This is a genomic window from Kribbella lupini, assembly GCF_039529595.1.
Taxonomy (GTDB): domain Bacteria; phylum Actinomycetota; class Actinomycetes; order Propionibacteriales; family Kribbellaceae; genus Kribbella; species Kribbella lupini.
This window is the reverse complement of the sequence record NZ_BAAANC010000002.1, coordinates 2,301,853-2,324,844: the sequence shown is the minus strand read 5'-3', so window position 1 is coordinate 2,324,844 and position 22,992 is coordinate 2,301,853. Positions and strand designations below refer to the sequence as shown.

The window sequence follows — 22,992 nt, the reverse complement described above, 5'->3', positions numbered from 1 at the left end:
CGGCCGTCATCCGACGATGGTGTTGACCAGCGCCGACGCCGTACCGATCACGATGCAGCCCGCGAGGACCCAGCCGAGCCGGGCCGCGTGCTCGCCGCCCTCGCCGCGGCGCTGACCGATCGCCATCATGGCGCCGGCGACGATGACACCGAGGACACAGACCGCGATGGCGATCGTCGTGACCCAGCTGACCACCGTGTCGACCTTGCCGGTGACCTCGTCGGGCAGGTCCTCGACGAGCGGGACGAGCAGGTGGATTGTCTTAGCCAACATGAACAAAACCTCTCAGTACGGGGCGGGGTAGTCCGCTGGATTTGACGCGCGAAGAGCGTAAATGGATTCGAGAACTTCGAAAACCTCGTCGGGGGTGTTGTCAGGCGTGGGATCCTCCCCCCTTCGCCACTCCTCGATCCAGGGGATGTCCCACACTCGGGGAACACCGCCGCCGACGATGTCGGCGAAGTCGTCCAGCACCCGCGGCAGCCGGCCGGGGGCGTCCGCGATCAGCACCAGGCCGAGGACCGCGACGCCCTGGACCACACCGGAGGCCCACTCGATCGCCGCTCGCTGCGCCGCGCGCAGGCCCGACCCGTTCGTCCGCGCGACCAGTACGACGGGGGTCGGCACCGGCGGCGGAGGGATCGGCCAGCGGTGCCCCGCCGCGCGCGTGCCGGGCAGCAGCTGGGACATCGTCGTCTCGCCCGCGCCACCGTGCACGCCGACCCACCACAGGGTGTCGGCGGCGGGGATGGCGAACTTGGGCAGCCGCTGGTCCTCGGCCGGCGCGGGCACACCGTGCTGCGGAGCGGACGGGCCGCGCGGGCCCGTCTCCGCGACAGGGCCAGGCGCGCCGGGCGGCGGACCGGGCGGCAGCGGTTGCTGCGTGGTCCACGGATTCTGCTGCGGTTGCGTCATGACCCCTCCTCTCGCGGCGTGTCACGGGCTGTCGCCCACAGTATTGTCTCGCTAACGGGGTACACGGGCGTGACCCATCCACAGGCGAGGATGTTTCTACCCCCTTGTCGGGGTCAGTCGAGCCTGACCGGCTCGGGGCTTGGCATGCCTGGGCGGCTGCATGTGTTACGGGCGCCCGCCATGCTAGAACGAGACCCCGTGAAGCCGACGATCGAGGGAGTTCAGTGGCCTGGATGAGTGGTGACCGTGGCTGACAAGGGCATCCCGTCCTGGCCGAAGGTCACGATTCGGCTGTACGACGACCACAACGCCGAGGTGAAGATCGCCGGGCGCAGCCACCCGGTGAACCATCACGACCCGCGGCAGGCCGCGATCGCGCTGATCGCCGAGCGGGCCGGTCAGTTGGGCCGGCCGGTGAAGGCCACCGCGGTCGACTCCGACGGCTCGTCGTGGCCGTTGGTGATCCACCCCGACGGCACCGTCGACGCGATCGAGGTGGCGCCGAAACGCAAGCCCATCTGGCCGATCGTGGCTGCCGCCGGGTTGGCGGTCGTCCTGGTCGGCGGTACGACGGCGTACCTGCTGGTCGGGCGGGAACCGGCCAAGCCGAAGCCGCCGGCGGCGAACAAGTTGCCGGAACTGCCGGCGCCGAAGGTCGTGCCGGACCAGTTCATCGCCCGGCCCGCACCGCCCGGCTGGACCACGAACGCGAGCTGGACGATCGACATCGCCGACGGCTCCGCCCCGGTGGTGTCGCCGGACGGCAGCGAGGTCGCGGTCCTGACCGAGGACCAGAAGCTCGTCGTCCTGGACAGCAACGGCAAGGTGCTGTGGCAGGACGAGCTGCCGAAGAACGCGAGCGATCCGGTCTACACCACCATCGACTCCAAGCCGGTGCTGGCGATCGCGACGCCGAAGGTGCTGCGCTACTACCCCGGCGACGGCCTCGAGCCGACCGAGATCGAGCTGCCGAACGGCGCCGACGTGCAGTTCTTCGGGAGCTCGCCGCTGGTCACCTTCGGCGACGAGGGCGCGAGCGTGGTCGGCAACGGCGACCTGCACACGGTGGAGAACCAGCCGCGCTTCTCGACCGTGCTGCTGGCCGAGGGCGACAAGGCCCTGATCGCCCGGTACGCCGGGCCGCTGTACTGGAGCCAGACCGGCAAGGATTTGCAGCAACTGACCTTGAAGCCGCCGCCCGGCGCGACGGCGATCAACCACATCGCGATGGCCAGCGCGGGCCGCGCGCTGGTCGTCTGGAACACCAAGAAGGCCGACGAGGTGATCCCGACGGTCAGCTCCACGGCCGACGGTTCGGTCGCCGCCGCCTGCCCCGCGGTGAACCCGCGCCGCGTGCAGAGCTGGAAGTGGGTGCCGGACCAGACCGGCAAGGTCGCGGCGTACGGCGAGTGCGTGATCGACTTCATCGGCCGGAAGACCAGTCTTCTCGAAGATTTCGACCCGCTGTCGATCACCGGGACGACGATCTACGCGAACTACCGCGGGGACCTCTCCTCGATCGTGCCCGGCGGCGGCAAGATGACTCCGCTGCCGAAGAACGCCGCCCGCCCGTGGGGCATCGCCGGCAACCGCGCGATCGTTGTGCACGGCACCGTTCTCTACGCCCTGGACAAGAAGTGAAGTCTTCGGCACGGGCTGCGCGGTGGGTGCTTGCCGGGGTGGCGGCGTTGACGGTGTGCGTCGCGCCGCTGTCCGCGGGGGCAGCGGGTACGGACGACGAGCCGAGCCCGACGAGCTGGCCGACGGTCGACAAGCCGTCGGGCTCCGTCAACGAGTCGGACCCGCGGCCGGTCAGCCGCCCGACGGTCGACCAGCCCGAGACTGCGCAGGGCAACGATCCCCGCCCGACCACCTGGCCGGCTCCCGACCAGCAGTAGGTGCGCCTCAGGAAAACAACAACGGCCCGGACTCCGAGGAGTCCGGGCCGTGCTGGTGTTTCGGGTGCGTCAGACCGCGACGACGTCGAGGCGGACCGTGGCGGCCACCTCGGGGTGCAGCTGGATCGAGACCTGGTGCTTGCCCGTGGTCTTGATCGGCGAGCCGATCGTGATCGCGCGCTTCTCGACCAGCGGGCCACCGGCGGACTTGATCGCGCCGGCGACGTCCGCCGGGGTGACCGAGCCGAACAGGCGGCCGGTGTCGCCGGCCTTCACGTCCAGCGTGACGCCGAGCTGCTCGAGCTGGTTCTTGACCTCGCTCGCGTGCTCCTTGCCCTGGATCGCCCGGGCGTCACGCGCCCGCTTGATCGACTGGATCTGCTTCTCGGCCCCACGGGTCCAGCCAATGGCCAGCCCGCGCGGAACCAGGTAGTTGCGGCCGTAGCCGTCCTTCACCTCGACGATGTCGCCGGGGTTACCGAGGCCTTCGACCTCCTGCGCAAGGATGAGCTTCATGTCTCAGACCTCCCTCAGCGAGCCGTGCTCGTGTACGGCAGCAGCGCCACCTCACGAGCGTTCTTGATGGCGGTGGCGACGTCGCGCTGGTGCTGCACGCAGTTCCCGGTCACCCGGCGGGCGCGGATCTTGCCGCGGTCCGAGATGAACTTGCGCAGCAGCGCGGTGTCCTTGTAGTCGACGTACGTCGCCTTGTCCTTGCAGAAGCCGCAGACCTTCTTCTTCGGCTTCCGGATAATTTTGGCCATTGTGGTGCTCTCCTCCTAGCAGAGCCCGGCACGGGTGCCGGAATGGTCAGAGTGACTGTGCTTGATCCTGCGACGGATCAGAACGGGGGCTCCTCCATGGAACCGCCGCCCTGGCTCGCCCAGGGGTCGTTCTGCGGAGCGGCGGCCGGCTGTCCGCCACCGCCTCCACCCTGTGGGGCCGCCCAGGGGTCGTTCTGCGGGGCCTGGTTGCTGCCACCGCCGAACCCACCACCGGAGTTGCCGCCACCACCGAAGTTGCCGCCGCCGCCTTCGCCACCCGAGCGCGAGGCCCGGGTCACCTTGGCGGTGGCGCTGCGCAGCGACGGACCGACCTCGTCGACGTCGATCTCGAAGACCGTGCGCTTCTGGCCCTCACGGTCGTCGTACGAGCGCGACTTGAGCCGGCCCTGCACGATCACGCGCATACCGCGCTGCAGCGACTCGGCCACGTTCTCGGCGGCCTGCCGCCAGACGGAGCAGCTCAGGAACAGCGACTCGCCGTCCTTCCACTCACCGGACTGCCGGTCGTACGTCCGCGGGGTCGACGCGACACGGAAGTTCGCGACGGCGGCCCCGGACGGGGTGAACCGCAGTTCAGGGTCGTCGACAAGGTTGCCGACCAGTGTGACGACGGTTTCGCCTGCCATTACCGTTCCTCCTGCATTCGGGTGTGACTGTGTCCACAGCTATCAGTAGCGGCTGGCGCCGACAGTACCGAGGCTGCTGACGACCCCAGGGGTCAGTGCTGGTCCGGCCGGATGACCTTGGTGCGCAGGATCGACTCGTTCAGCGTGAGCTGACGGTCGAGCTCCTTCACCACAGCCGGCTCGGCGGTCAGGTCGATGACGGCGTAGATGCCCTCGGCCTTCTTCTTCACGTCATAAGCGAGCTTGCGACGACCCCAGATGTCGAGCTTCTCGACCGTTCCACCTTCCTTGCGGACGATGTTCAGGTACGTGTCGAGCGACGGCTCAACAGTGCGCTCTTCGAGCTCCGGGTCGAGGATCACCATGACTTCGTAACGACGCATGCGCGAACTCCACCTCCTTCGGACTTGGCGGCCACGGTCTCTCCGTGGCAGGAGGGCGATGCGAACACCCGGGCCCGGCAATTGCCGCCGAACCCAAGCAAGCAGCCCGGTCGATGGACCGGGCCACACCAGAAGAATACCAGCGACGGGACCGCCTCCTGACCATATCCACAGGCCTCAGCGGCGGACGCACTCCGGGTCCCGCACCGCGGATCTCACCGTACGTCGCCGGGTAAGCACCACGAGCAACGGCAGCGCGATCACCGCCGAGCCTGTGGACAACAGGCGGAACCCACCCTCGGCGAACACCCCGGTCGACGCGGCCGTGGCCAGCGCGGCGACCGTCCAGACCCACGCTTCGGCCCTGCTCTCCAGCCTCGACGCGGTGGCCGGTGAGGTGGCCGACGCCCGGAGCGCGGCGCTGCCACCCAGGTAGCAGAGGTTCCAGCCCCAGCCGAGCAGGAACAGCACGACGGTGAACGCCGGGCCGTGCACCGTCATCGCGGTCGCCGAAACCGTCACGGTCAGCAGGCCGGCCAGCATCACCGGCCGCGGGCCGGACCGGTCGATCCACCAGCCGGTGACCGGCGACAGCGCGAACATGCCGAGCGTGTGGAACGACAGCATCAGGCCGAGTGCGCCGAGGCTCTGCCCCTGGTGGTGGGCGTGGACCGGTACCGACGTCGTCATCGCGACCATGACCAGGTGGCCGACGAGCATCACGCCGACCGCGACCACCGGCAGACGAGGAGTCGACAGGTCAGGTGCACGTTCGACCGCGACGGCCTGCTGCGGGCGGATCCGGCTGGCGGCGAGCAGCGCCGAGAACGCCGCCACCACGGCCAGCAGGAACGGCCCGGACAACGCCGGAAGGCCGGCCGACGTGGCAGCGGTCTGAGCTGGTTCGAGCAGGAAGGGCCCGCCGACCGCGCCCGCCGTACTGGCCCAGACGACAGTGCCCATGGCGGCTGCACGCCTCGCGGGTGCAGCGGCGTCGGCCGCGGCGTACCGGGACAGCAGGCTGGCCGCGTTCCCGGCGCCGAGCAGGAACATGCCGGCGAACAGCAGGAGCACCGGCGCTCCGACAGCGGCCAGCACGGTGAGGGCCGCACCCGCGACAGCGATGCCGTAGCCGGTCCGCAACGCCTGTGCTCGGCCGTACCGAGCACTCCATCGTCCGACCGCCACGGCGCCGGCCGCCGTACCGAGAACTCCCGCGGTGTTCGGCAGACCGGCCAGCCCCGCCGACAGGTCGGAGGCGATCAGGATCGTGCTCACCGCGCTCGCGGCGACCATCGCGGCGTTCATCAGCGCGGCGCCGACAACGACGGGAATCAGCATGCCGTCAACGCTAGAAAGGCCGGCGCCGCCGAAGAATGGACGAAGCAAGGTGTTGGGGCTTGTCGACCGACGATGTCGAAGGTGTTCTGGACAGATGACCTTTCAGGAGCGAAACCTGGACGCGACCGACTGGCAGATCCTGGCGGAGCTGCAGGCCGACGGCCGGCTGTCGTACAACCAGCTCGGCAAGCGGGTGAACCTGTCGCCGCCGGCGGTGGCCGACCGAGTCCGGCGACTGGAGGAGTCCGGGGTGATCGCCGGCTACCGCGCCGAGGTCGATCCGGCGCGTGCCGGACAGCCGCTGTCGGCGTTCGTCCAGATGCGCTGCACGACCGGGCGCTGTCTGCTGAAGACGACCCGCTCGGAGGACTTCCCCGAGGTGCTCGAGATCCACAAGCTGAGCGGCAACTCCTGCACGATGCTGCGGGTCCGGGTCGCGTCCATGCTGCACCTGGAGGGACTGTTCGAGCGGCTCGGGGAGCACGGCGAGCTCAACACGCACGTCGTGCTGTCGACGGAGTTCGAGGGGCGCCCGGTCCAGCCACCGGCCTCCGACGCCCGGCCGGTGACGCGGTCGGCGGGCTGGTCGTGACGGAGTTGTCGGTGCCCGGTTCTAGGGTGGTGCCATGAGTTTTCAGCTTGGGGCGCACGTCGATCAGGAAGACCCGCTGGCCGAGGCGGCCGACCGGGGCGCCGACCTGGTGCAGTTCTTCCTGGGCAACCCGCAGGACTACAAGGCGCCGAAGCTGGCGTACGCCGACGGCGAGGAGGCCTTGCGCGAGCGGGCCGAGGCCGCCGGCGTCGCGCTGTACGTGCACGCGCCGTACCGGCTGAACGTGGCGAACACGAACAACCGGATCCGGATCCCGAGCCGCAAGCTGCTGCAGCAGACGCTGGACAAGTCCGCCGAGATCGGCGTCAAGGGCGTGATCGTGCACGGCGGGCACGTCGGCGACGAGGACGACCCCGAGGCCGGCTTCGACAACTGGCGCAAGTGCATCGAGCGGGCCGAGCTGCCGGTGCCGCTGCTGATCGAGAACACCGCCGGCGGCGAGAACGCGATGGCCCGCCAGCTCGAGCGGATCGAGCGGCTGTGGGAGGCGGTGCAGGCCTCGGGCAACGACCGGCTGGAGAACGTCGGCTTCTGCCTGGACACCTGCCACTTCCACGCGGCCGGCGAGGAGCTTCCGACGATCGTCGAGAAGGTGCTCGCGATCACCGGCCGGATCGACCTGGTGCACGCCAACGGCTCCCGGGACGAGTTCGGGTCCGGCGCCGACCGGCACAGCAACTTCGAGCAGGGGCACATCGACCCGGCCGACATCGTCGCGGTGGTGAAGGCCGCCGGCGCGCCGGTCGTCGTCGAGACGCCGAACGCGGACAACGGCCAGAAGGCCGACCTCGACTACCTGCGGGCCCACCTCACCTGAGACAGGGCTACGGCTTGGCCTCGGGCTCGGCGGGCTTCAGGTTGTAGAGCCAGTACGTGATGCCGAACGGCAGCAGCAGCGCGAGCGCGCCGGTGTCGCGGTCGGGAATCAGGATGTCGGCCCCGACCGCGGCGACCACGGCGATGGTCGAGGCGTGGAACAGCGTGAAGTTGCCGGCCAGGACCTGGCGCAGGTCGACGCGCCCACGCGCGCAGGCGGCGTACAGGGCGGTCAGCCCCAGGATCAGTACGGCGGCCAGCGCGACCCCGACCCAGGCGGTCGCGGTGTAGCGACTGCTCGACTGGGCGACGTCGGCGACCAGGAAGACGCCGGTCAGCAGGCACGCGACCGCGCACACCCAGTAGAACGTGCTGGTGCGATCGGTCGTCGGTTCGGCATCCGCCATGCGCCGGACCGTACCGCAACGCTCAGGCCGTCTCCGGCACTGGCTCGGCGTGAGCCGCACTCCGCCATGGCAGGACGAAGGCGCTGGCCAGGCAGCAGATCCCCGCGACCAGGAACGTCAGCCGGATCCCGATCAGCCCGGCCAGCACGCCGCCGACCGCCATGAACGCCGGCTGCACGGCCCGCGAGGTGATCGACCAGGCGGTGAAGACCCGGGCCATGTGGCCGTCGTCGGTGACCTGCATCCGGTACGTCGCGAACGACGGGTTGAACGCGCCGGCCGCGGTGATGATGAGGGTCTCCGCGACGATCAGCACGAGCAGCCCGTCGAGCCCCGGCGTCGCCAGCGGGAGCAGCAGCACCCAGGGCGCGCGCAGTACGCCGAACACCAGCAGCATCCTGTGCAGCCCGAGCCGCGCGGTGAACCGCGGCGCCAGCCAAGCGCCCAGCACGCCACCCGCACACGGCAACCCGAACACCAGGCCGTACTGCCAGGGCGGCAACCCCAGATCGCGGAGCATGAACACCGACAGCAGCGGCGAGGTCAGCATCACCGGCCCGCCGAAGAGCTGCGAGTTCAGGAACAGCACCCGCAATCCTCGGTGCCGCCAGATGTAGCGCCAGCCCGCCGTCAGGTCGCGCCTCTCGTGCCGCGCGGCGGGCACCGGCTCCGGGTGGCGGATCCGGCTGATGCCGAACGCCGACAGGAGAAACGAGATCGCGTCGAGTGCGAGCGTGAACGTCGCGCCGATCAGCCCGATCAGCGCACCACCGACCGGCGGGCCGACACTCAGCGTGATCCAGGTGGTCTGCTCGAACCGTGCGTTCGCCGTACCGCGCTGCTCGGCTGGGACCAGCGCCTTCAGGTGCGCGCCGCTCGCCGCCGTGAAGGCGATCAGCGCGGCGGCGTGCAGAATGCCGACGACGCAGAGCTGCGCGTACGTCATCACGTCGAGCGCGGCGGCGATCGGGATGCTGATCAGTACAGCGAACCGCACGAGGTCCGCGGCGATCATCACCGGGCGCTTGTGCCGCTGCTCGATGAAGTCCCCCATCGGCAGCGCGAGCGCGGCGCCGGCGACCGCCGACAGAGCCGCCAGCAACGCGACCTGGAAGGTGCTGACGTCGAGCACGAGCACCGCGATCAGCGGCAGCGCGCCGAAGCCGACCGCGCTACCCGCGGCGCTCACGGTGTAGGCGATCCAGAGACGACGGAAGTCCACACCCAGCGACGGCATCCGGTGATCGTAGGAGCCGCCGCCGACAGAACGTCAGCGGAGGTTGAGGCCGCCGTCGAGCAGGATGACTTCGCCGGTCAGATACTGGTTGGCGATGACGGCGGCGATCAGGTCGGCGACGTCTTCGGGCTGGGCGGCGCGGCCCATCGGGCTGCGGGTTTTCCACAGCTCCTGGGCCTCCGTCCACGTCGCCGTGAGTGGAGTGTCGACCAGGCCGGGCGCGACGGCGTTCACCCGGACCTCCGGCCCGAGGGCTGCCGCGAGCAGCTTGGTGACGTGGTTCAGCGCCGCCTTGCTCGCGGCGTACGCGATCGAGCTGCCCTTCGGCCGTACGCCGGCGTGGCTGGTCACGTTGACGACGCAGCCCCCGGCTTCCCGCAAGGCCGGCAGTGCCGCCGTACACAGCAACCACGGCGCGATCAGGTTCACGTCGAGCACCTTGCGCCAGTCCGCCGCGGTCAACCCGTCGAGCTCGGCATGCGGCACCGGCCAGCTGATCCCCGCGTTGTTGACCAGTACGTCGAGCCGCCCGTACGCCGCCAGCACCGCGGGCACCAGCCCCGCGGCTTGCTCGTCGTCCGCCAGATCCGCCTGCAGGTAGCTCCCGCCGAGCTCCGCCGCCAGCGCCTCCCCCGCGTCCCGGCTGCTTCGCGAGTGCACGACCACGGTCATCCCCTCGGCGGCCAACCGCCGCGCCACGGCTGCCCCGATCCCCGACGCCGACCCGGTCACCAACGCAACAGTCATGCCCGCCACCCTAGGGAAACCCGACAGGCGGGTATTTGTTGCCACGGTTAAGTAATGACAATAGGTTCGAAGGATGACCCTCCGAATAGTAGTCAGTTTCGCAGCACTCGCCCCGCTGCTGGCCTTCGCCGTCGCGGCGCCGGCTGAGGCGAAGGCCCCGCACCCTCAGCCCTTCATGGGCTGGAGCAGCTGGAGCATCGGTTCGACCAAGGCGCCGGGCTACGGCGGCGACTGGATGGACGAGGCCCGGATCAAGAAGACCGCGGACACGATGGCCGCCAAGCTCAAGCCGGCCGGGTACCGCTACATCAACCTGGACGCCGAGTGGAGCAAGACCCGCGGCGACTGGCAGGCCAACAGCGACGCCAACGGCATCCCGAGCGCCGACCCGGTCCGCTTCCCGAACGGCATCAAGCCGGTCGCCGACTACGTGCACGGCAAGGGCCTGAAGCTCGGCATCTACGGCGCGATCGGCCTGGAGAAGAAGATCTACGACCAGAACGTGCCGATCGCGGGCACGAGCTGCACCGTCCAGCAGATCACCGTCCTGCCGCTGACCACGGCGAACAAGTGGGGCGACAACTGGATGATCGACTACACCAAGCCGTGCGCTCAGGCCTACATCGACTCCGTCGTCAAGAAGTTCGCCTCCTGGGGCATCGACTTCCTCAAGATCGACGGGATCCTGCCGTCGAGCGTGGCCGAGATGGCGGCGTACTCGAAGGCGATCGACAAGTCCGGCCGGAAGATCTGGCTCAGCGGCAGCGCCTGGCCGGTCGACCTCGCCGCCGCCGAGGGCCTGCGGCCGTCGGTGAACGGCGTCCGGATCGACACCGACGTCGAGTGCTACTGCGACACCACGGCGACGTGGGAGAGCTCGGTCGACAACCGCTGGGAGGACCTGCCGAACTGGCTGCCGTACCTTCGCAAGGACTACCTCGGCGACCTCGACTCGATGCCGATCGTCAACAACACCGGCACCGGGCTGCAGGACGGCCTCAGCAATGTCGAGCGGCAGTCGGTGATGACGTTCTGGTCGATGGCGTCGTCTCCCCTGTACGTCGGCGGTGACCTCCAGCACATCGACGACCAGGCGGTCGGCATCCTCACCAACCCCGAGGTGATCGCGCTCGACCAGTCCGCCGTACTGCCGACCCGGATCACCGGCGGCGAGCTGCAGGTCTGGAAGAAGGTCGTGCACGGCAAGACGTACGCGGCGGTGTACAACCTCGGCTCCGCGCCGGCCGACATCAAGGTCGACTTCAAGGCGCTCGGCACCGGTCGGCTGCGCGGCGTCCGCGACCTGGTGGCGCGGAAGAACCTGGGCATCGCCTGGAACAGCTGGACCGCCGAGGACGTGCCGGCGCACGGCTCTCGGCTGATCAGGATCGGCTGACGCCGACCGGGTGGGAGCGAGTTCAGCGTGCGGATGTGTCCGCTCGGCTACGGTCTAGCGCTCCCGCCCGGTAACCTGACCGACCGTGAGTGACTTGAGCATCCGGACCATCTCGGCCGACGAGCACGCCGCCTACCTGGCGGCGCAGCCGTCGGCGAGCTTCCTGCAGACCCCGGGCTGGGCGGCGGTGAAGAGCGAGTGGAAGGCCGAGTCGCTCGGCTGGTTCGATCCGGCGAACCCGGGTCAGCTGGTCGGTGTCGCGCTGGTCCTGTACCGGCAGATGCCGAAGGTGAAGCGCTACCTGGCCTACCTGCCCGAGGGCCCGGTGATCGACTGGGACGCGATCGACCTCGGCCGCTTCCTGCGCCCGCTCGCGGCGCACGCGGCGGAGCAGGGCGCGTTCGGTCTGCGGATGGGTCCGCCGGTCGCGACCCGGCGCTGGACCGCGAAGACGGTCAAGGACGCGATCGCCGGCGGCCAGCAGCCGAAGCTCGGCGACGTCCGCCCGGACGTGATCGAGCCGTCCGGCGCGACCGTCGCGGCGCAGCTGCGGGCACTGGGCTGGAAGGCGCCGCGGGTCGGCGAGGGGTTCGCCGCCGGTCAGCCGCAGTACGTCTTCCAGGTGCCGCTGGCCGGCCGCAGCCAGGAGGACCTGCTCAAGGGCATGAACCAGCTCTGGCGCCGCAACATCAAGAAGGCCGACAAGCTCGGCGTCGAGGTCACCCTCGGGACGCCGGAGGACCTGAAGGCCTTCCACCAGCTGTACGTCGAGACCGCCGAGCGGGACCACTTCACGCCGCGGCCGCTGCCGTACTTCGTCAAGATGCAGGCGGCGATGGCCCACCAGCCGGCCGACGTCTGCGACTTCCGGCTCTACAACGCCTACCACGAGGGGGACCTGGTCGCCTCGACGATCTGGGTCCGGGTCGGCGGTCACTCCTGGTACTCCTACGGGGCCAGCTCGACCGCCAAGCGGGACGTCCGTGGATCGAACGCGATCCAGTGGCGGATGATGTCGGACGCGCTCTCCGCGGGCGCGACCGTGTACGACCTACGGGGCATCACCGACACCTTGGACCCGAACGACCCGCACGTCGGGTTGATCCAGTTCAAGGTCGGCACCGGCGGCGAGGCCGTCGAGTACGTCGGTGAGTGGGATCTGCCGTTGAACAAGGCGCTCTACACCGCATTCGACCTCTACATGAGACGGCGTTGACACCATGCCCCTGACCCTGCACATCGACTCCGATCGGTGGCGCGACCATCTCCGTTCCACGTGGAACGCCGACATCATCCCGGTGGCCAAGGGCAACGGGTACGGCGTGGGCAACCCGCGGTTGCTGGCCGAGGCGCGCGCGCTCGGCGCGAAGACCGTCGCGGTCGGCACGTACAACGAGGTCCCGCCGGACTCCAAGGACGACGTCGTGGTGCTCTCGCCGTGGCGCTCGTTCCTGGAGGTTCCGCAGGGCAAGAACGTGATCCACACGGTCAGCCGGCTGGCCGATCTGGTCTCCATCCCGGCCGGCAGCCGGGTGCTGATCGAGGTGCAGACCTCGATGCGGCGGCACGGCATCGGCGCCCGCGAGCTGCGCCACACGATGCTGCTGAACGCGCTCGACCGGATCAAGTTCGAGGGCTGGTCGCTGCACTTCCCGATGGGCGCCGGCGGGACGTCGGCCAACATCCGTGAAGCCGCGGAGCTCGGCAAGCAGGCGCGCGCCGTACGGCAGGGTCCGCTGTGGGTGTCGCACGTGCCGGCGCAGAAGCTGGCCGACATCGGCGACAACGTGAAGCTCCGGATGGGCACCGGCCTGTGGCTGGGCGACCGTGGCGCGTTCACCGTCCGCGCGACGGTGCTCGACGTGCACTCGGTACGCCGCGGCGAGCGCGTCGGCTACCGCCAGCGCCGGGTGACCGGCGACGGCCACATCCTGGTCGTCTCCGGCGGTACGGCGCACGGCGTCGGCCTGGAGGCGCCGACCGCGGCCGCCAGCGTCCGGCAGCGCGCGATCGCGGTGGCCAAGGGCAGCCTGGACGCGGCCGGGATGGCGTTGTCGCCGTTCACGATCGAGGGCAAGCAGCGCTGGTTCGCCGAACCGCCGCACATGCAGGCCAGCATGCTGTTCCTGCCGTCCTCGGTGGCGCCGCCGGCCGTCGGCGACGAGGTCGGCGTCGACGTCCGCTACACCACCACGATCTTCGACAAGGTGTCGATGGACTGATCCGGTCAGTGCGGGTGTTGACTTCAGGTGCACCTGAAGTTGCACCGTGGTCGCATGGCTGAACCGACTTTCCTGGACCGGATCGAGCAGACGCCCGGTGCGGTCGAACTCCGCGCCGAGTCCTACCGCTTGCTGGACCTCGCCCCGGGCCAGACGCTGGTCGACGTCGCCTGCGGCTGCGGTCATGCCGCGGCCGAGCTGGTCGACGCCGGGGTGAAGACGATCGGGGTCGACAGCGATCCGGCCGCGATCGCCGTCGCCTCGGCGCGGATCCCGGGCGCGATGTTTCACGTGGCACGGTCCGACGAGCTGCCGCTGGCGGACGGATCCGTCGACGGCTACCGCGCGGCCCGGCTCTTCCACCTGCTCGAGGACCCGCAGCCGACGCTCGCCGAGGCGTACCGCGTACTACGGCCCGGCGGTCGAGCAGTACTCGCCGGGCAGGACCACGGGTTCCTGCTGATCGACAGCAGCGACCAGGACCTGACCGACGTGATCCTGCTCGGGCTGGAGTCCCGCTCGGTCGCCCCGCGGGCCGCCCGGAGCTTCCGCGACTGGCTGCTCGACACCGGCTTTCACGACCCGGAGGTGGTGGTCCACAACCAGGTCGTGACCGGTCACGACGTGATGGCCGAGCAACTGGAGATGGCCGCCGCCGCGGCTGTCGACCGGGCGCTGATCACGCGCGACGACGCCGACGGCTGGCTGGCCGAGCAGCACGACCGCGCGCGGCGCGACCGCTTCCTCGCCGTACTGCCGACGCTGCTGGTGGCCGCCACCCGCTGACGACACACAGGTCTGCCGGACGGCGCGACGCCGCTGGTGAGCGGTAACTTGTGGAACTCAGTGCGACGAGGTCTTGACCCGGCGTGACGTGATGGGGAGGATCACTGCGGACGCGGGCTGACAACCTTGTCATCGGGGCCGCGTGACCACCAGGGTGCTCGCGTTCGGCGGGCACTTTCTGCCGTGCAAGGAGCCGAGATGAAACTCCGCCGCCCACTGGGGCTCGTCACGTCTCTGGGGCTTGTTGTGACAATGTCTGCCATGACGTCAGCGAGCGCCTCCGTTGCCACCTCCGCCCAGGCGAACCAGCAGCCTGTGGTGAGTGGTGCTTCCTACTTCACCTCCTTCGAGCCCGGGCAGCCGCAGCCCGGCTACACCGACACGGTCGAGACCGGGCCGGACGGGAAACCCCGCACCGACGGCGTCGAAGGACCGACGCCGACCGGGATCGGCGGCAGCGAGATGGACAAGGTCACCCAGGTGACCGCCAACGGCGAGAACACCGGCGGCGGTGAGATTGCCAGCAATGTCGCCGACGGGGACAAGTTCACCAAGTGGCTGGTCTTCGAGCCGACCGGCTGGCTCACCTACCAGACGTCCGCCCCGGTCACCTTGCGCAAGTACGCCCTGACCTCGGCCAACGACGCCGACGGCCGCGACCCGCAGAACTGGACCGTGTCCGGCTCGAACGACGGCCAGACCTGGACCGTGCTCGACACCCGCACCGGCGAGTCGTTCGAGAACCGGTTCCAGACCAAGGAGTACACCGTCGCGAACGAGACGGCGTACACGCACTTCAAGCTCGACATCACGCTGAACCACGGCGAGGACATCGTCCAGCTCGCCGACTGGTACCTGTCCAACGGCGCCCCGCTGCCGCCTCCTGGTGAGGTGGCCGAGTCGCGGCTCGACTCCGGCCCGACCAGCGCGTACAACGCCCGGGCCCGGACCGGCTTCACCGGCGTGAAGTCCTTCCGGTACGCCGGCCACCAGACCGCCGAAGGTCGCGGCTACACCTGGAACAAGATCGCCGACGTCGACCTCAAGGTCGGCAAGGACACCCGGCTGTCGTACAAGATCTTCCCCGAGCACGTCGAGGGCGACCTCAGCTACCCGAGCACGTACGCGGCGGTCGACTTGGCCTTCTCGGACGGGACCTACCTGAGCGACCTGAAGGCCAAGGACCACCACGGGTTCGGCCTCAGCCCGCGCGGCCAGGGCGAGGGCAAGGGCCTGTCCACCAACCAGTGGAACAACATCGAGGCCGACCTCGGCAAGTACGCCGCCGGCAAGACCGTCCAGCGGATCCTGGTCGGCTACGACAAGCCCGAGGGCCCGGCGGACTTCCGCGGCTGGATCGACGACGTCCGGATCGCGAAGGCGGAGAACCCGGACGACGCCGCCCGCAAGACCGCCGCGAAGCACCCGTCGGAGCTCGCGATCACGACCCGCGGCACCAACGCGACCGGCGGTTTCTCCCGGGGCAACAACATCCCGGCGACCGCCGTACCGCACGGCTTCAACTTCTGGACGCCGGTGACCAATGCCGGCTCGACGTCCTGGCTGTACGACTACGCCAAGGGCAACAACGAGCAGAACAAGCCGGAGATCCAGGCGCTGTCGATCAGCCACGAGCCGAGCCCGTGGATGGGTGACCGGCAGACCTTCCAGGTGATGCCGTCGACGGCGGCGACCCCGACCGCGGACCGCGAGGCCCGGGCCTGGGCGTTCAGCCACGACAACGAGGTGGCCCGGCCGTACTACTACGGCGTCACCTTCGACAACGGCAACGCGCTCGAGGTCGCTCCGACCGACCACGCGGCGATGCTGCGGTTCAGCTTCCCGAAGGGCCAGGCGTCGCTGGTCTTCGACAACGCCAACAACAACGGCGGTCTGACGCTCGACCCGGAGACCGGCGTCGTGACCGGCTTCAGCGACGTGAAGAGCGGGCTGTCGACCGGCGCCGGCCGGCTGTTCGTGTACGGCGTGGTCGACCAGAAGGTCGTTGCCTCCGGCAAGCTTGCCGACGGTGGCGGCGCGAACGTCGGTGGCTACTTCAGCTTCGGCAAGGACGTCCAGCAGGTCCAGCTGCGGATCGCCACCTCGCTGATCGGGACCGCGCAGGCGAAGAAGAACCTGGAGCTCGAGCTCGGCGCGGACAGCAAGTTCGACAAGGTGAAGTCGGCGGCGCAGAAGCTCTGGGACGCCAAGCTGCGCACGATCGAGGTCGAGGGTGCCACCGCGGACCAGCTGCACTCGCTCTACTCGAACCTGTACCGCCTGTTCCTCTACCCGAACAACGGCTCGGAGAACACCGGTACGGCGAAGAAGCCGGTGATCACCTACGCGTCGCCGGTCTCGCCGAAGGTCGGCGCGGACACCCCGACCGCGACCGGCTCGAAGCTGGTGGCCGGGCAGACCTACGTGAACAACGGGTTCTGGGACACCTACCGCACCGTCTGGCCGGCGTACAGCCTGTTCGCGCAGGACACCGCCGACGACCTGGTGAACGGCTTCGTCCAGCAGTACAAGGACGGCGGCTGGATCTCGCGCTGGTCCTCGCCGGGTTACGCGAACCTGATGGTCGGCACCAGCTCGGACGTCGCGTTCGCCGACGCCTACCTCAAGGGCATCAAGGGCATCGACGTCCAGGCGGCGTACGACGCGGCGCTGAAGAACGCGGCCGCCCGCCCGCCGACGGAGAACGTCGGCCGCAAGGGCCTCGACCGCTCGACGTTCAACGGCTACACGGCCAACTCCACGGCCGAGGGCTTCAGCTGGTCGATGGACGGCTACATCAACGACTACGGCATCGCGAACATGTCCAAGGCCCTGTACGACGCGGCGAAGAAGAACGACCCGCGCAAGCAGGAGTACCTGGACAACTACGACTACTACCTGAACCGGGCCCGCAACTACGTGACCCTGTTCGACCCGGCGCTGGGCTTCTTCCAGGGCAAGGACGCGGACGGCGTCTGGGGCAACTCCCCGACCACCTTCGACCCGCGCGACTGGGGTCACGACTACACCGAGACCAACGCCTGGAACATGGCCTTCTCGACCCCGCAGGACGGCGCCGGCCTGGCCGCCCTGTACGGCGGCCGCGAGGGGCTGGCCAAGAAGCTCGACGAGTTCTTCGCCACGCCCGAGGACGCCACGCACGTCGGCGGGTACGGCGGCACGATCCACGAGATGCTCGAGGCGCGCGACGTCCGGATGGGCCAGTACGGCCACTCGAACCAGCCGTCGCACCACATCGCCTACATGTACGACTTCGCCGGGCAGCCGTCGAAGACGCAGGAGAAGGTGCGCGAGGTGCTGAGCCGGCTGTACCTGGGCTCGGAGATCGGGCAGGGCTACCCGGGCGACGAGGACAACGGCGAGATGTCGGCGTGGTACCTGTTCAGCATGCTCGGGTTCTACCCGCTGCAGGTCGGCTCGCCGTCGTACGCGATCGGTTCGCCGCTGTTCACCAAGGCGACGGTGAACCTGCCGGGCGGCAAGAAGCTGGTGGTCAGCGCGCCGAAGAACAGCGCGAAGAACATCTACGTCAAGGGCGTCAAGGTGAACGGCAAGAAGTGGTCCTCGACCGCGCTGCCGCACGACCTGATCGCCCAGGGCGGCAAGATCGAGTTCGAGATGACCGACCAGCCGTCGAGCTGGGGCACCGGCCGCAACGACGCGCCGCCGTCGATCACCAAGCCCGGTGAGGACCCGAAGACCTGGCGGGACTCGACCGAGGACGAGGGCGCGGTCACCGCGGCCGGCGGCGTGGACGTGTCCGCGCTGACCGACAACGACTCCAAGCAGCAGGTCACGCTGACCGGCGCTACGCCGACCGTGACCGTCACGCTGCAGCAGGGTCGTCCGGTGACGATGTACACGCTGACCAGCGGGACCACCGGCGCCGCGCCCTCGGGCTGGACGTTGGAGGGCTCGAACGACGGGACGAAGTGGACGACCGTGGACAAGCGGTCGGGGCAGACGTGGGCCTTCCCGTCGTACACGCGGTCGTTCAGCGTGGCTCAGCCGAAGACGTACACCCAGTACCGGCTGGTGCTCACGCCCGCGGCCGGTGCGACCGGGGTGACGCTGTCCGAGCTGGAGCTGCTCGGCACGCTGAAGGGCATCGAGGCGGGCACGCACCCGAGCGACAAGCGGGTGGCGGAGTCCAAGCCGACCCCGACGCCGTCAGCGTCGATCGAGCGCAACTACGGCTGATCCGATCCGGCGGAGCCACACATCAGTGGCTCCGCCGGGGCGGTACGCCGCAGCTTCGGTTCGGCCAGCAGGCCGGCGAGTGCAACGGCCGCAAGCGCACCGCCGACCAGTGCGACGCTCGCCGTACCCCGGTGGGTGATGAGCAGCCCACCGAGCAGGGATCCGGCGGCGATGCCCACGTTGAAGGCCGAACTACTGCCTGCTGAGGCCAGATCGGTACTGCCCGGCGCGATCAGCAGGGTCGTGTGGCCCACGGCGGACGCGAAGGCGCTGAACGCCAGCCCCATCAGCGCCAGCAGCGCGACCGCCGCCGGCTGGACTGCGCCCAGCACCGCCAGCCCGGCCAGGGCCGTGGTCATCACGCCCACCGCGGCAACCAGGGCGCCGTGTGGATAGCGGTCGAGGAGAGCGCCGACGACCAGCGTGCCGATGACGCCGGCGAGACCGATCACCGCCAGCAGCGGCCCGAGCGACTGCGGCCGGAAACCGCTCACGTCGAGCAGGAACGGCGTCACGTAGGTGTAGGTGGTCATCGCTCCGGCCACCGCCACGGCGGTCGCCGCGACCAGCAGTGCGTACCGCCGGGCGTCCGGCGTCGTGCCGCGGGTGACCGCGTCGTCCTTGCGCGCGGTCGACGGCAGCAACGCCCGGAGGACGGCCGCGGTGGCCAGCGTGAGTCCGGCCATCACGAACATCGCGGTCCGCCAGCCGGCTTGCTGCCCCAGCCAGGTCCCGGCCGGTACGCCGAGCACCGGCGCGAGCGCGTTGCCGATCCCCATCCGGGCCAGCGCCCGTCCGCGGACCTCGGGCGGGAAGAGTCCGGTCGCCGTCGAGGCCACCACCGACCAGAACAGCGACTGCGACAGGGCGGCCATCAGGCGGGAGAGCAGCAGTACGGCGAAGTTCGGCGCCAGCGCGGCGGCGATCAGCCCGAGGCCGAGCAGGCCGAGGCTCGTGGTGATCAGGAACCTTCGCGGAACCCGCTGGGTCGCTTTGGTCATCGGCACGGACATCAGCACCACGACCGCGGCGTACCCGGTGACCAGCAGGCCGATCTCCGACCGGGATCGGCCGAGGTCGTCGGCGATCACCGTGAGCAGCCCGATCGGCAGGACCTCGCTCGTGACGTAGACGAAGGCTCCGATCGCGAGCGCTACCAGTGTGGTGTTGGCCCGCCGTACGTCGGCCATGGCGACCTCCTGATCGAGTGATTCCATCGTAAGGCTTTACGGTGGTAGCATCTCAGGTATGGCAGCTGAGGACAATCCCCCGTTGCGGATCGTCGGAGGACATCTGACCCTCGATCTGGTGAACACCGTCGCGCCTCGGCGGCCGGCGGTCGCGGACCGGCACGAGTACCTGGCCGAACCAGCCGACCTTCTCGAGTGGGCTCAACGGATCGAGCTGATCGACGTCGCCGAGGCCGCCGCGGTCGAGGCGGCGTGGAGCGCTGCCCCCGGCTCCGGCCAGCAGGCGCTGCGCGCCACGCTGGAGGTGCGCGAGGCGTCGTACGCGCTGCTTGCTCACCGGCTTGGTGTATCTGAGGCCGCGCTGGATCCGAGCGTGGCGGTGGGGAACCTGAACCTGCACTGGGCCGCCGCTTCGGCGCGGTCGGCACTGGTCCTGGATGGTGCCACCGTTCGGCTCGACGTCGGCATCACGCCGGCGCAGGTCATCCCGGACCGGCTCGCGCGGATCGCCGTGGACTTCCTGACCACGGCCGACACCAGCCGGCTCAAGGAGTGCCCGGTCGAGGAGGGTGGCTGCGGGTTCCTCTTCCTCGACCACAGCCGGAACGGCACCCGGCGGTGGTGCGCGATGGCCGACTGCGGCTCGACCGCGAAGGCGCGCCGCCTGACGGCCAGCCGCCGCGCGCGAGCTACCGGTCAGACCGGATGAACACCATCCGGCGGAACCTGCCCCTGAGAGGCTCCGCCGGACGTGTGTTCACGGAGAAGGGAGGGGTGGCGACCCCGCCCGGCCTGCCACCCCTTCCACTCGTACTGACGAACGAGGTGCCGGATAGGTTGCCTAGGAGTTCATGAGTCCGAATCGCGAGATGGGGGCGGGGATGGCCGAGTCGCTGGACGACCCGGGGGCCGAGCGATCCTCCGGGCATCTCGCGGCGCCGAGCTCCGGCAGGAAAGCAACCGCCGGACGCCGTGAACTCGCCAGGCTGCGGCTGCGGGCGGAACGGTGCTTGCGGGAGGGCCGCCACGAGGAGCTTCTCGGGCTGGTGCCCGAGCTGCGCGGCGACGCCGAGTGGTGGATTCACCTGTGGGCACCTGGCGCGGCGCTCGCGGCTGCTCGGCTGGGCTCGCCGGATGCCTTGGCGCTGCTCGAGGAGGCGGTTGCGGGTGGATTCAGCCAGCCGGAGCTGTTCGACGGTGAGCTGGAGAAGGTGTTCGGGGCTGAGAGTGCGTGGCCGTCGCTGGAGCGGCGTATACTCGGCCCAGTGCCGCTGCCTTCGCTGGAGCTGACCGACTGGCCTGATGCGGCTCCGGCGCTGCCGCTGGAGCTGTACACGATCGCAGCCGAGCGCCGGGAGGGTCTGCTGAAGCGACTGCCGGCGCCATCGCAGTCGGCCTGGGCGACCGCCCGCCGGTTGCTGGAGTGGGTCCACCAGAGCTGGCGGCACGCGAACGACCACGTGGACGACCCGGATGCGCTGACCGTGCTGCAGCGGGTGGACGCCGGCGAGCGGTTCGCCTGCGCCGAGTACTCGATCGTGCTGAGCCAGGCGCTCAACGCCGTACGGATTCCGTCGCGCCGCGTCGACCTGCGCCAGCCGGCGCACCACATCGGAGTCGGGCGCGGCCACGTCGTCAGCGAGGCATGGATCGACGAGCTGGACCGCTGGGTCGTCCTGGACGGGCAGAACGGCTCGTACTGGGCCGACGACGCCGGTACGCCGCTGGGCGTGCAGGAGCTGCTGGCGCTCGACAGCCCACCTCGCTTCGTCGGGCCGGTCAACGTGGCGCAGGCGGCGGCCTGGTTCACGTACTTCGGCTCGGCGACCACGACGGGCGTCACCTGGACGGCTGAGCCGTTCGCGCCACTGTTCCAGGGCTCGCGCGTGATCGAGACGGCCCGGCTCGTCCGGGACGGCGGCCCGGCGTACCCGCGGCTGTCCGCGCTCGCGACCGGGCTCGGCGGGACGGTGTCGCGGCCCGTGGTCCGGTTCGAGCACTTCCACCCGTACGGCGTGGGCATCCGGCTGCACCTGGCCGACGAGACGATCGACGCCGCCGAGTGGGCGCTGGACCTGACGCCGGGTGAGCACGAGCTGGGCGTCGCCGTCGTCACGCCGTACGGGGAGACGGCTTCGCAGCGGTTCGCCTACGTGGTGCGGTAGTCAGCCGGCCCAGCGGCCGGTGAAGAAGGCCGCGGCCCAGATGGCGGCCAGTGGTATCGCCAACCCGAGGTAGAACCGGCCCAGCCAGGGTCTCCGGTGCAGCAGCACGGCCAGCCCGATCCACAGCGGCCACCAGAGCAGCGTGGCCCGGGTCAGCGAGTACACCCAGTACGACGTGACGAACGCGGCCACCGTCGCCCCGACCCAGGCGGCCTCGCCCCAGGAGCGACGCCAGAGCAGCCAGGCCAGCAGGAGCAGTCCGACCAGCAGTGCGACCAGCTCGGCCCGGAACATCCACGTCCAGTCCGTCCGGTCGGCCGAGAAGTGGCCCTTGGTCGCGGCCTCGAAGGTGTGGACGATCGAGGTCCACGGCCAGGTGAACTCCCGCGCCCAGCCCTTCTCCTGCGCGTCCTGCCATGCGAACCAGGAGCCGTGGATCTGCTTCAGGTACGCCATGAAGCCGAGCACCGGTACGGCGGGCAGCGCCAGCCAGGGCAGCGACCGCCAGTCCCGCTTCTTCGAGGTGACGAACTCGACGCACAGCGCGAAGATCAGGAACAACCCCGATACCCGGACCGTCGACGCGAGCGCCACCAGGATCGCGGCCCGCGCCCACCGTCCCTGCCGGGCCGCGAGCCAGGCCGGGAACGCGAACGCGCAGAACAGGGCCTCGGTGTACGGCGCGGCCAGGAAGACGCCGACCGGCGCGGTGAACCAGACCAGCGCCGCCGTCGGACCGAAGTCGCGCAGCTCGGGGAACTCGTACCGGGCGAGCTTGGCCAGCCAGACCCCGGCGACAGCGCTCGCGATCGCGGACACCAGCACGCCGCCGCCGACGTACCCGATGCCGAGCCAGCTGGCCGCCCGCATCAGCACCGGCAGTCCGGGGAAGAACGCCGCCAGCGGCGCGCCGGACGGCTCGCCGTTCGCGTAGCCGAACTCCGCGATCGCCTTGAAATGCCAGACGTCCCACTGCCACCAGGCCCGCCAGACGTCCGGGTAGGTGTCGCCACGGTTGAACAGCATCGGGGCGGAAAGCGCAAGCAGGAAGATCCCCGCCCGCGTGACCAACCACCAGCCGAGCGCTTCCCGGCTCAGCTGCTCAGGCAACCACTGCCGAATCCCGGCAGCACCCGTATCCCGGGCCCGCCGAGCCCGCTTGGGCTGCTCCCCCGCTGTCCGCTCGAACACACCCCCATCGTGCCCCATCGCTACTGAACCGGCTCAGCTCCGTCCACAGACCC

The 22,992-nt window shown here is 69.9% G+C and carries 23 protein-coding genes; 11 read left to right on the top strand and 12 right to left on the bottom strand.

From position 1 onward, the window contains the following. Window positions 1–6 precede the first annotated feature (6 nt). Both ABD235_RS24415 and ABD235_RS24410 read right to left on the bottom strand, forming a co-directional pair. Window positions 7–273 (bottom strand): TrbC/VirB2 family protein, encoded by a 267-nt coding sequence (locus ABD235_RS24415; protein WP_344177912.1) that lies wholly within the window; start codon window positions 271–273, stop codon window positions 7–9. A 12-nt stretch (window positions 274–285) separates the two neighbouring features. Beyond that, window positions 286–915 carry a DUF6668 family protein gene (locus tag ABD235_RS24410; protein ID WP_344177910.1) on the bottom strand — a complete coding sequence of 210 codons (630 nt, stop codon included), beginning with the start codon at window positions 913–915 and terminating at the stop codon, window positions 286–288. A gap of 240 nt (window positions 916–1,155) precedes the next feature. Here ABD235_RS24410 and ABD235_RS24405 point away from each other — a divergent pair, with 240 nt between their 5' ends. Further along, window positions 1,156–2,556, top strand: a complete 1,401-nt coding sequence (locus ABD235_RS24405) for a hypothetical protein (protein ID WP_344177908.1) — start codon at window positions 1,156–1,158, stop codon at window positions 2,554–2,556. Next, complete coding sequence (locus tag ABD235_RS24400) at window positions 2,553–2,813, top strand: hypothetical protein (RefSeq protein WP_344177906.1); 261 nt, start codon at window positions 2,553–2,555, stop codon at window positions 2,811–2,813. Before ABD235_RS24405 ends, ABD235_RS24400 begins: the two co-directional genes overlap by 4 nt. Window positions 2,814–2,882: 69 nt before the next feature. On the opposite strand, the gene rplI is transcribed toward ABD235_RS24400, so the two are convergent. The 5 genes from rplI to ABD235_RS24375 form a co-directional block, all read right to left on the bottom strand. Beyond that, window positions 2,883–3,329: a 50S ribosomal protein L9 gene (gene rplI, locus ABD235_RS24395; protein WP_344177904.1), complete on the bottom strand. Its 447-nt coding sequence runs from the start codon at window positions 3,327–3,329 to the stop codon at window positions 2,883–2,885. A gap of 14 nt (window positions 3,330–3,343) precedes the next feature. After that, window positions 3,344–3,577 (bottom strand): 30S ribosomal protein S18, encoded by a 234-nt coding sequence (gene rpsR / locus ABD235_RS24390; RefSeq protein WP_012924539.1) that lies wholly within the window; start codon window positions 3,575–3,577, stop codon window positions 3,344–3,346. A 77-nt stretch (window positions 3,578–3,654) separates the two neighbouring features. Continuing rightward, window positions 3,655–4,224, bottom strand: a complete 570-nt coding sequence (locus ABD235_RS24385; RefSeq protein WP_344177902.1) for a single-stranded DNA-binding protein — start codon at window positions 4,222–4,224, stop codon at window positions 3,655–3,657. 92 nt (window positions 4,225–4,316) lie between these two features. Continuing rightward, window positions 4,317–4,607: a 30S ribosomal protein S6 gene (gene rpsF, locus ABD235_RS24380; protein ID WP_344177900.1), complete on the bottom strand. Its 291-nt coding sequence runs from the start codon at window positions 4,605–4,607 to the stop codon at window positions 4,317–4,319. Window positions 4,608–4,784: 177 nt separating this feature from the next. Next, on the bottom strand, window positions 4,785–5,948 hold the full coding sequence (locus tag ABD235_RS24375) for an MFS transporter (protein WP_344177898.1): 1,164 nt from the start codon (window positions 5,946–5,948) through the stop codon (window positions 4,785–4,787). 94 nt (window positions 5,949–6,042) lie between these two features. Between ABD235_RS24375 and ABD235_RS24370 the strand changes: the two genes are divergently transcribed. Next, window positions 6,043–6,540: an Lrp/AsnC family transcriptional regulator gene (locus ABD235_RS24370; RefSeq protein ID WP_344177897.1), complete on the top strand. Its 498-nt coding sequence runs from the start codon at window positions 6,043–6,045 to the stop codon at window positions 6,538–6,540. Window positions 6,541–6,574: 34 nt separating this feature from the next. Then, entirely contained in the window at window positions 6,575–7,378 is an 804-nt protein-coding gene (locus ABD235_RS24365) for a deoxyribonuclease IV (RefSeq protein ID WP_344177895.1), read from the top strand. A gap of 7 nt (window positions 7,379–7,385) precedes the next feature. On the opposite strand, the gene ABD235_RS24360 is transcribed toward ABD235_RS24365, so the two are convergent. The 3 genes from ABD235_RS24360 to ABD235_RS24350 are packed head-to-tail and all read right to left on the bottom strand — an operon-like array spanning window position 7,386 to window position 9,768. Then, a complete protein-coding gene (locus tag ABD235_RS24360) occupies window positions 7,386–7,784 on the bottom strand; it encodes a hypothetical protein (RefSeq protein ID WP_344177892.1) in 399 nt (132 codons plus the stop codon). Window positions 7,785–7,806: 22 nt separating this feature from the next. Beyond that, complete coding sequence (locus ABD235_RS24355) at window positions 7,807–9,021, bottom strand: MFS transporter (RefSeq protein ID WP_344177890.1); 1,215 nt, start codon at window positions 9,019–9,021, stop codon at window positions 7,807–7,809. 33 nt (window positions 9,022–9,054) lie between these two features. Further along, on the bottom strand, window positions 9,055–9,768 hold the full coding sequence (locus tag ABD235_RS24350) for an SDR family NAD(P)-dependent oxidoreductase (RefSeq protein ID WP_344177888.1): 714 nt from the start codon (window positions 9,766–9,768) through the stop codon (window positions 9,055–9,057). A gap of 73 nt (window positions 9,769–9,841) precedes the next feature. Here ABD235_RS24350 and ABD235_RS24345 point away from each other — a divergent pair, with 73 nt between their 5' ends. The 5 genes from ABD235_RS24345 (at window position 9,842) to ABD235_RS24325 (ending at window position 18,393) form a co-directional block, all read left to right on the top strand. Then, the gene (locus ABD235_RS24345; RefSeq protein WP_344177886.1) at window positions 9,842–11,164 is read left to right on the top strand and encodes a glycoside hydrolase family 27 protein; all 1,323 of its coding nucleotides are present in this window, start codon (window positions 9,842–9,844) and stop codon (window positions 11,162–11,164) included. Window positions 11,165–11,249: 85 nt separating this feature from the next. Further along, on the top strand, window positions 11,250–12,380 hold the full coding sequence (locus ABD235_RS24340) for a lipid II:glycine glycyltransferase FemX (RefSeq protein ID WP_344177884.1): 1,131 nt from the start codon (window positions 11,250–11,252) through the stop codon (window positions 12,378–12,380). Window positions 12,381–12,384: 4 nt separating this feature from the next. Then, window positions 12,385–13,386, top strand: a complete 1,002-nt coding sequence (locus ABD235_RS24335; RefSeq protein WP_344177882.1) for an alanine racemase — start codon at window positions 12,385–12,387, stop codon at window positions 13,384–13,386. 54 nt (window positions 13,387–13,440) lie between these two features. Beyond that, complete coding sequence (locus ABD235_RS24330) at window positions 13,441–14,172, top strand: methyltransferase domain-containing protein (RefSeq protein WP_344177878.1); 732 nt, start codon at window positions 13,441–13,443, stop codon at window positions 14,170–14,172. Window positions 14,173–14,433: 261 nt separating this feature from the next. Continuing rightward, complete coding sequence (locus ABD235_RS24325) at window positions 14,434–18,393, top strand: GH92 family glycosyl hydrolase (protein WP_344177875.1); 3,960 nt, start codon at window positions 14,434–14,436, stop codon at window positions 18,391–18,393. Here the strand turns inward: ABD235_RS24325 and ABD235_RS24320 are convergent. Continuing rightward, window positions 18,384–19,610: an MFS transporter gene (locus tag ABD235_RS24320; RefSeq protein WP_344177873.1), complete on the bottom strand. Its 1,227-nt coding sequence runs from the start codon at window positions 19,608–19,610 to the stop codon at window positions 18,384–18,386. The genes ABD235_RS24325 and ABD235_RS24320 overlap by 10 nt on opposite strands. Window positions 19,611–19,641: 31 nt before the next feature. On the opposite strand from ABD235_RS24320, the gene ABD235_RS24315 reads away from it, so the two are divergent. After that, window positions 19,642–20,292 carry a CGNR zinc finger domain-containing protein gene (locus tag ABD235_RS24315; RefSeq protein WP_344177871.1) on the top strand — a complete coding sequence of 217 codons (651 nt, stop codon included), beginning with the start codon at window positions 19,642–19,644 and terminating at the stop codon, window positions 20,290–20,292. A gap of 142 nt (window positions 20,293–20,434) precedes the next feature. After that, window positions 20,435–21,748: a transglutaminase domain-containing protein gene (locus ABD235_RS24310; RefSeq protein ID WP_344177869.1), complete on the top strand. Its 1,314-nt coding sequence runs from the start codon at window positions 20,435–20,437 to the stop codon at window positions 21,746–21,748. Here ABD235_RS24310 and ABD235_RS24305 read toward each other — a convergent pair whose 3' ends face one another. Next, window positions 21,749–22,939 carry a mannosyltransferase family protein gene (locus tag ABD235_RS24305; protein ID WP_344177867.1) on the bottom strand — a complete coding sequence of 397 codons (1,191 nt, stop codon included), beginning with the start codon at window positions 22,937–22,939 and terminating at the stop codon, window positions 21,749–21,751. Window positions 22,940–22,992 lie beyond the last annotated feature (53 nt).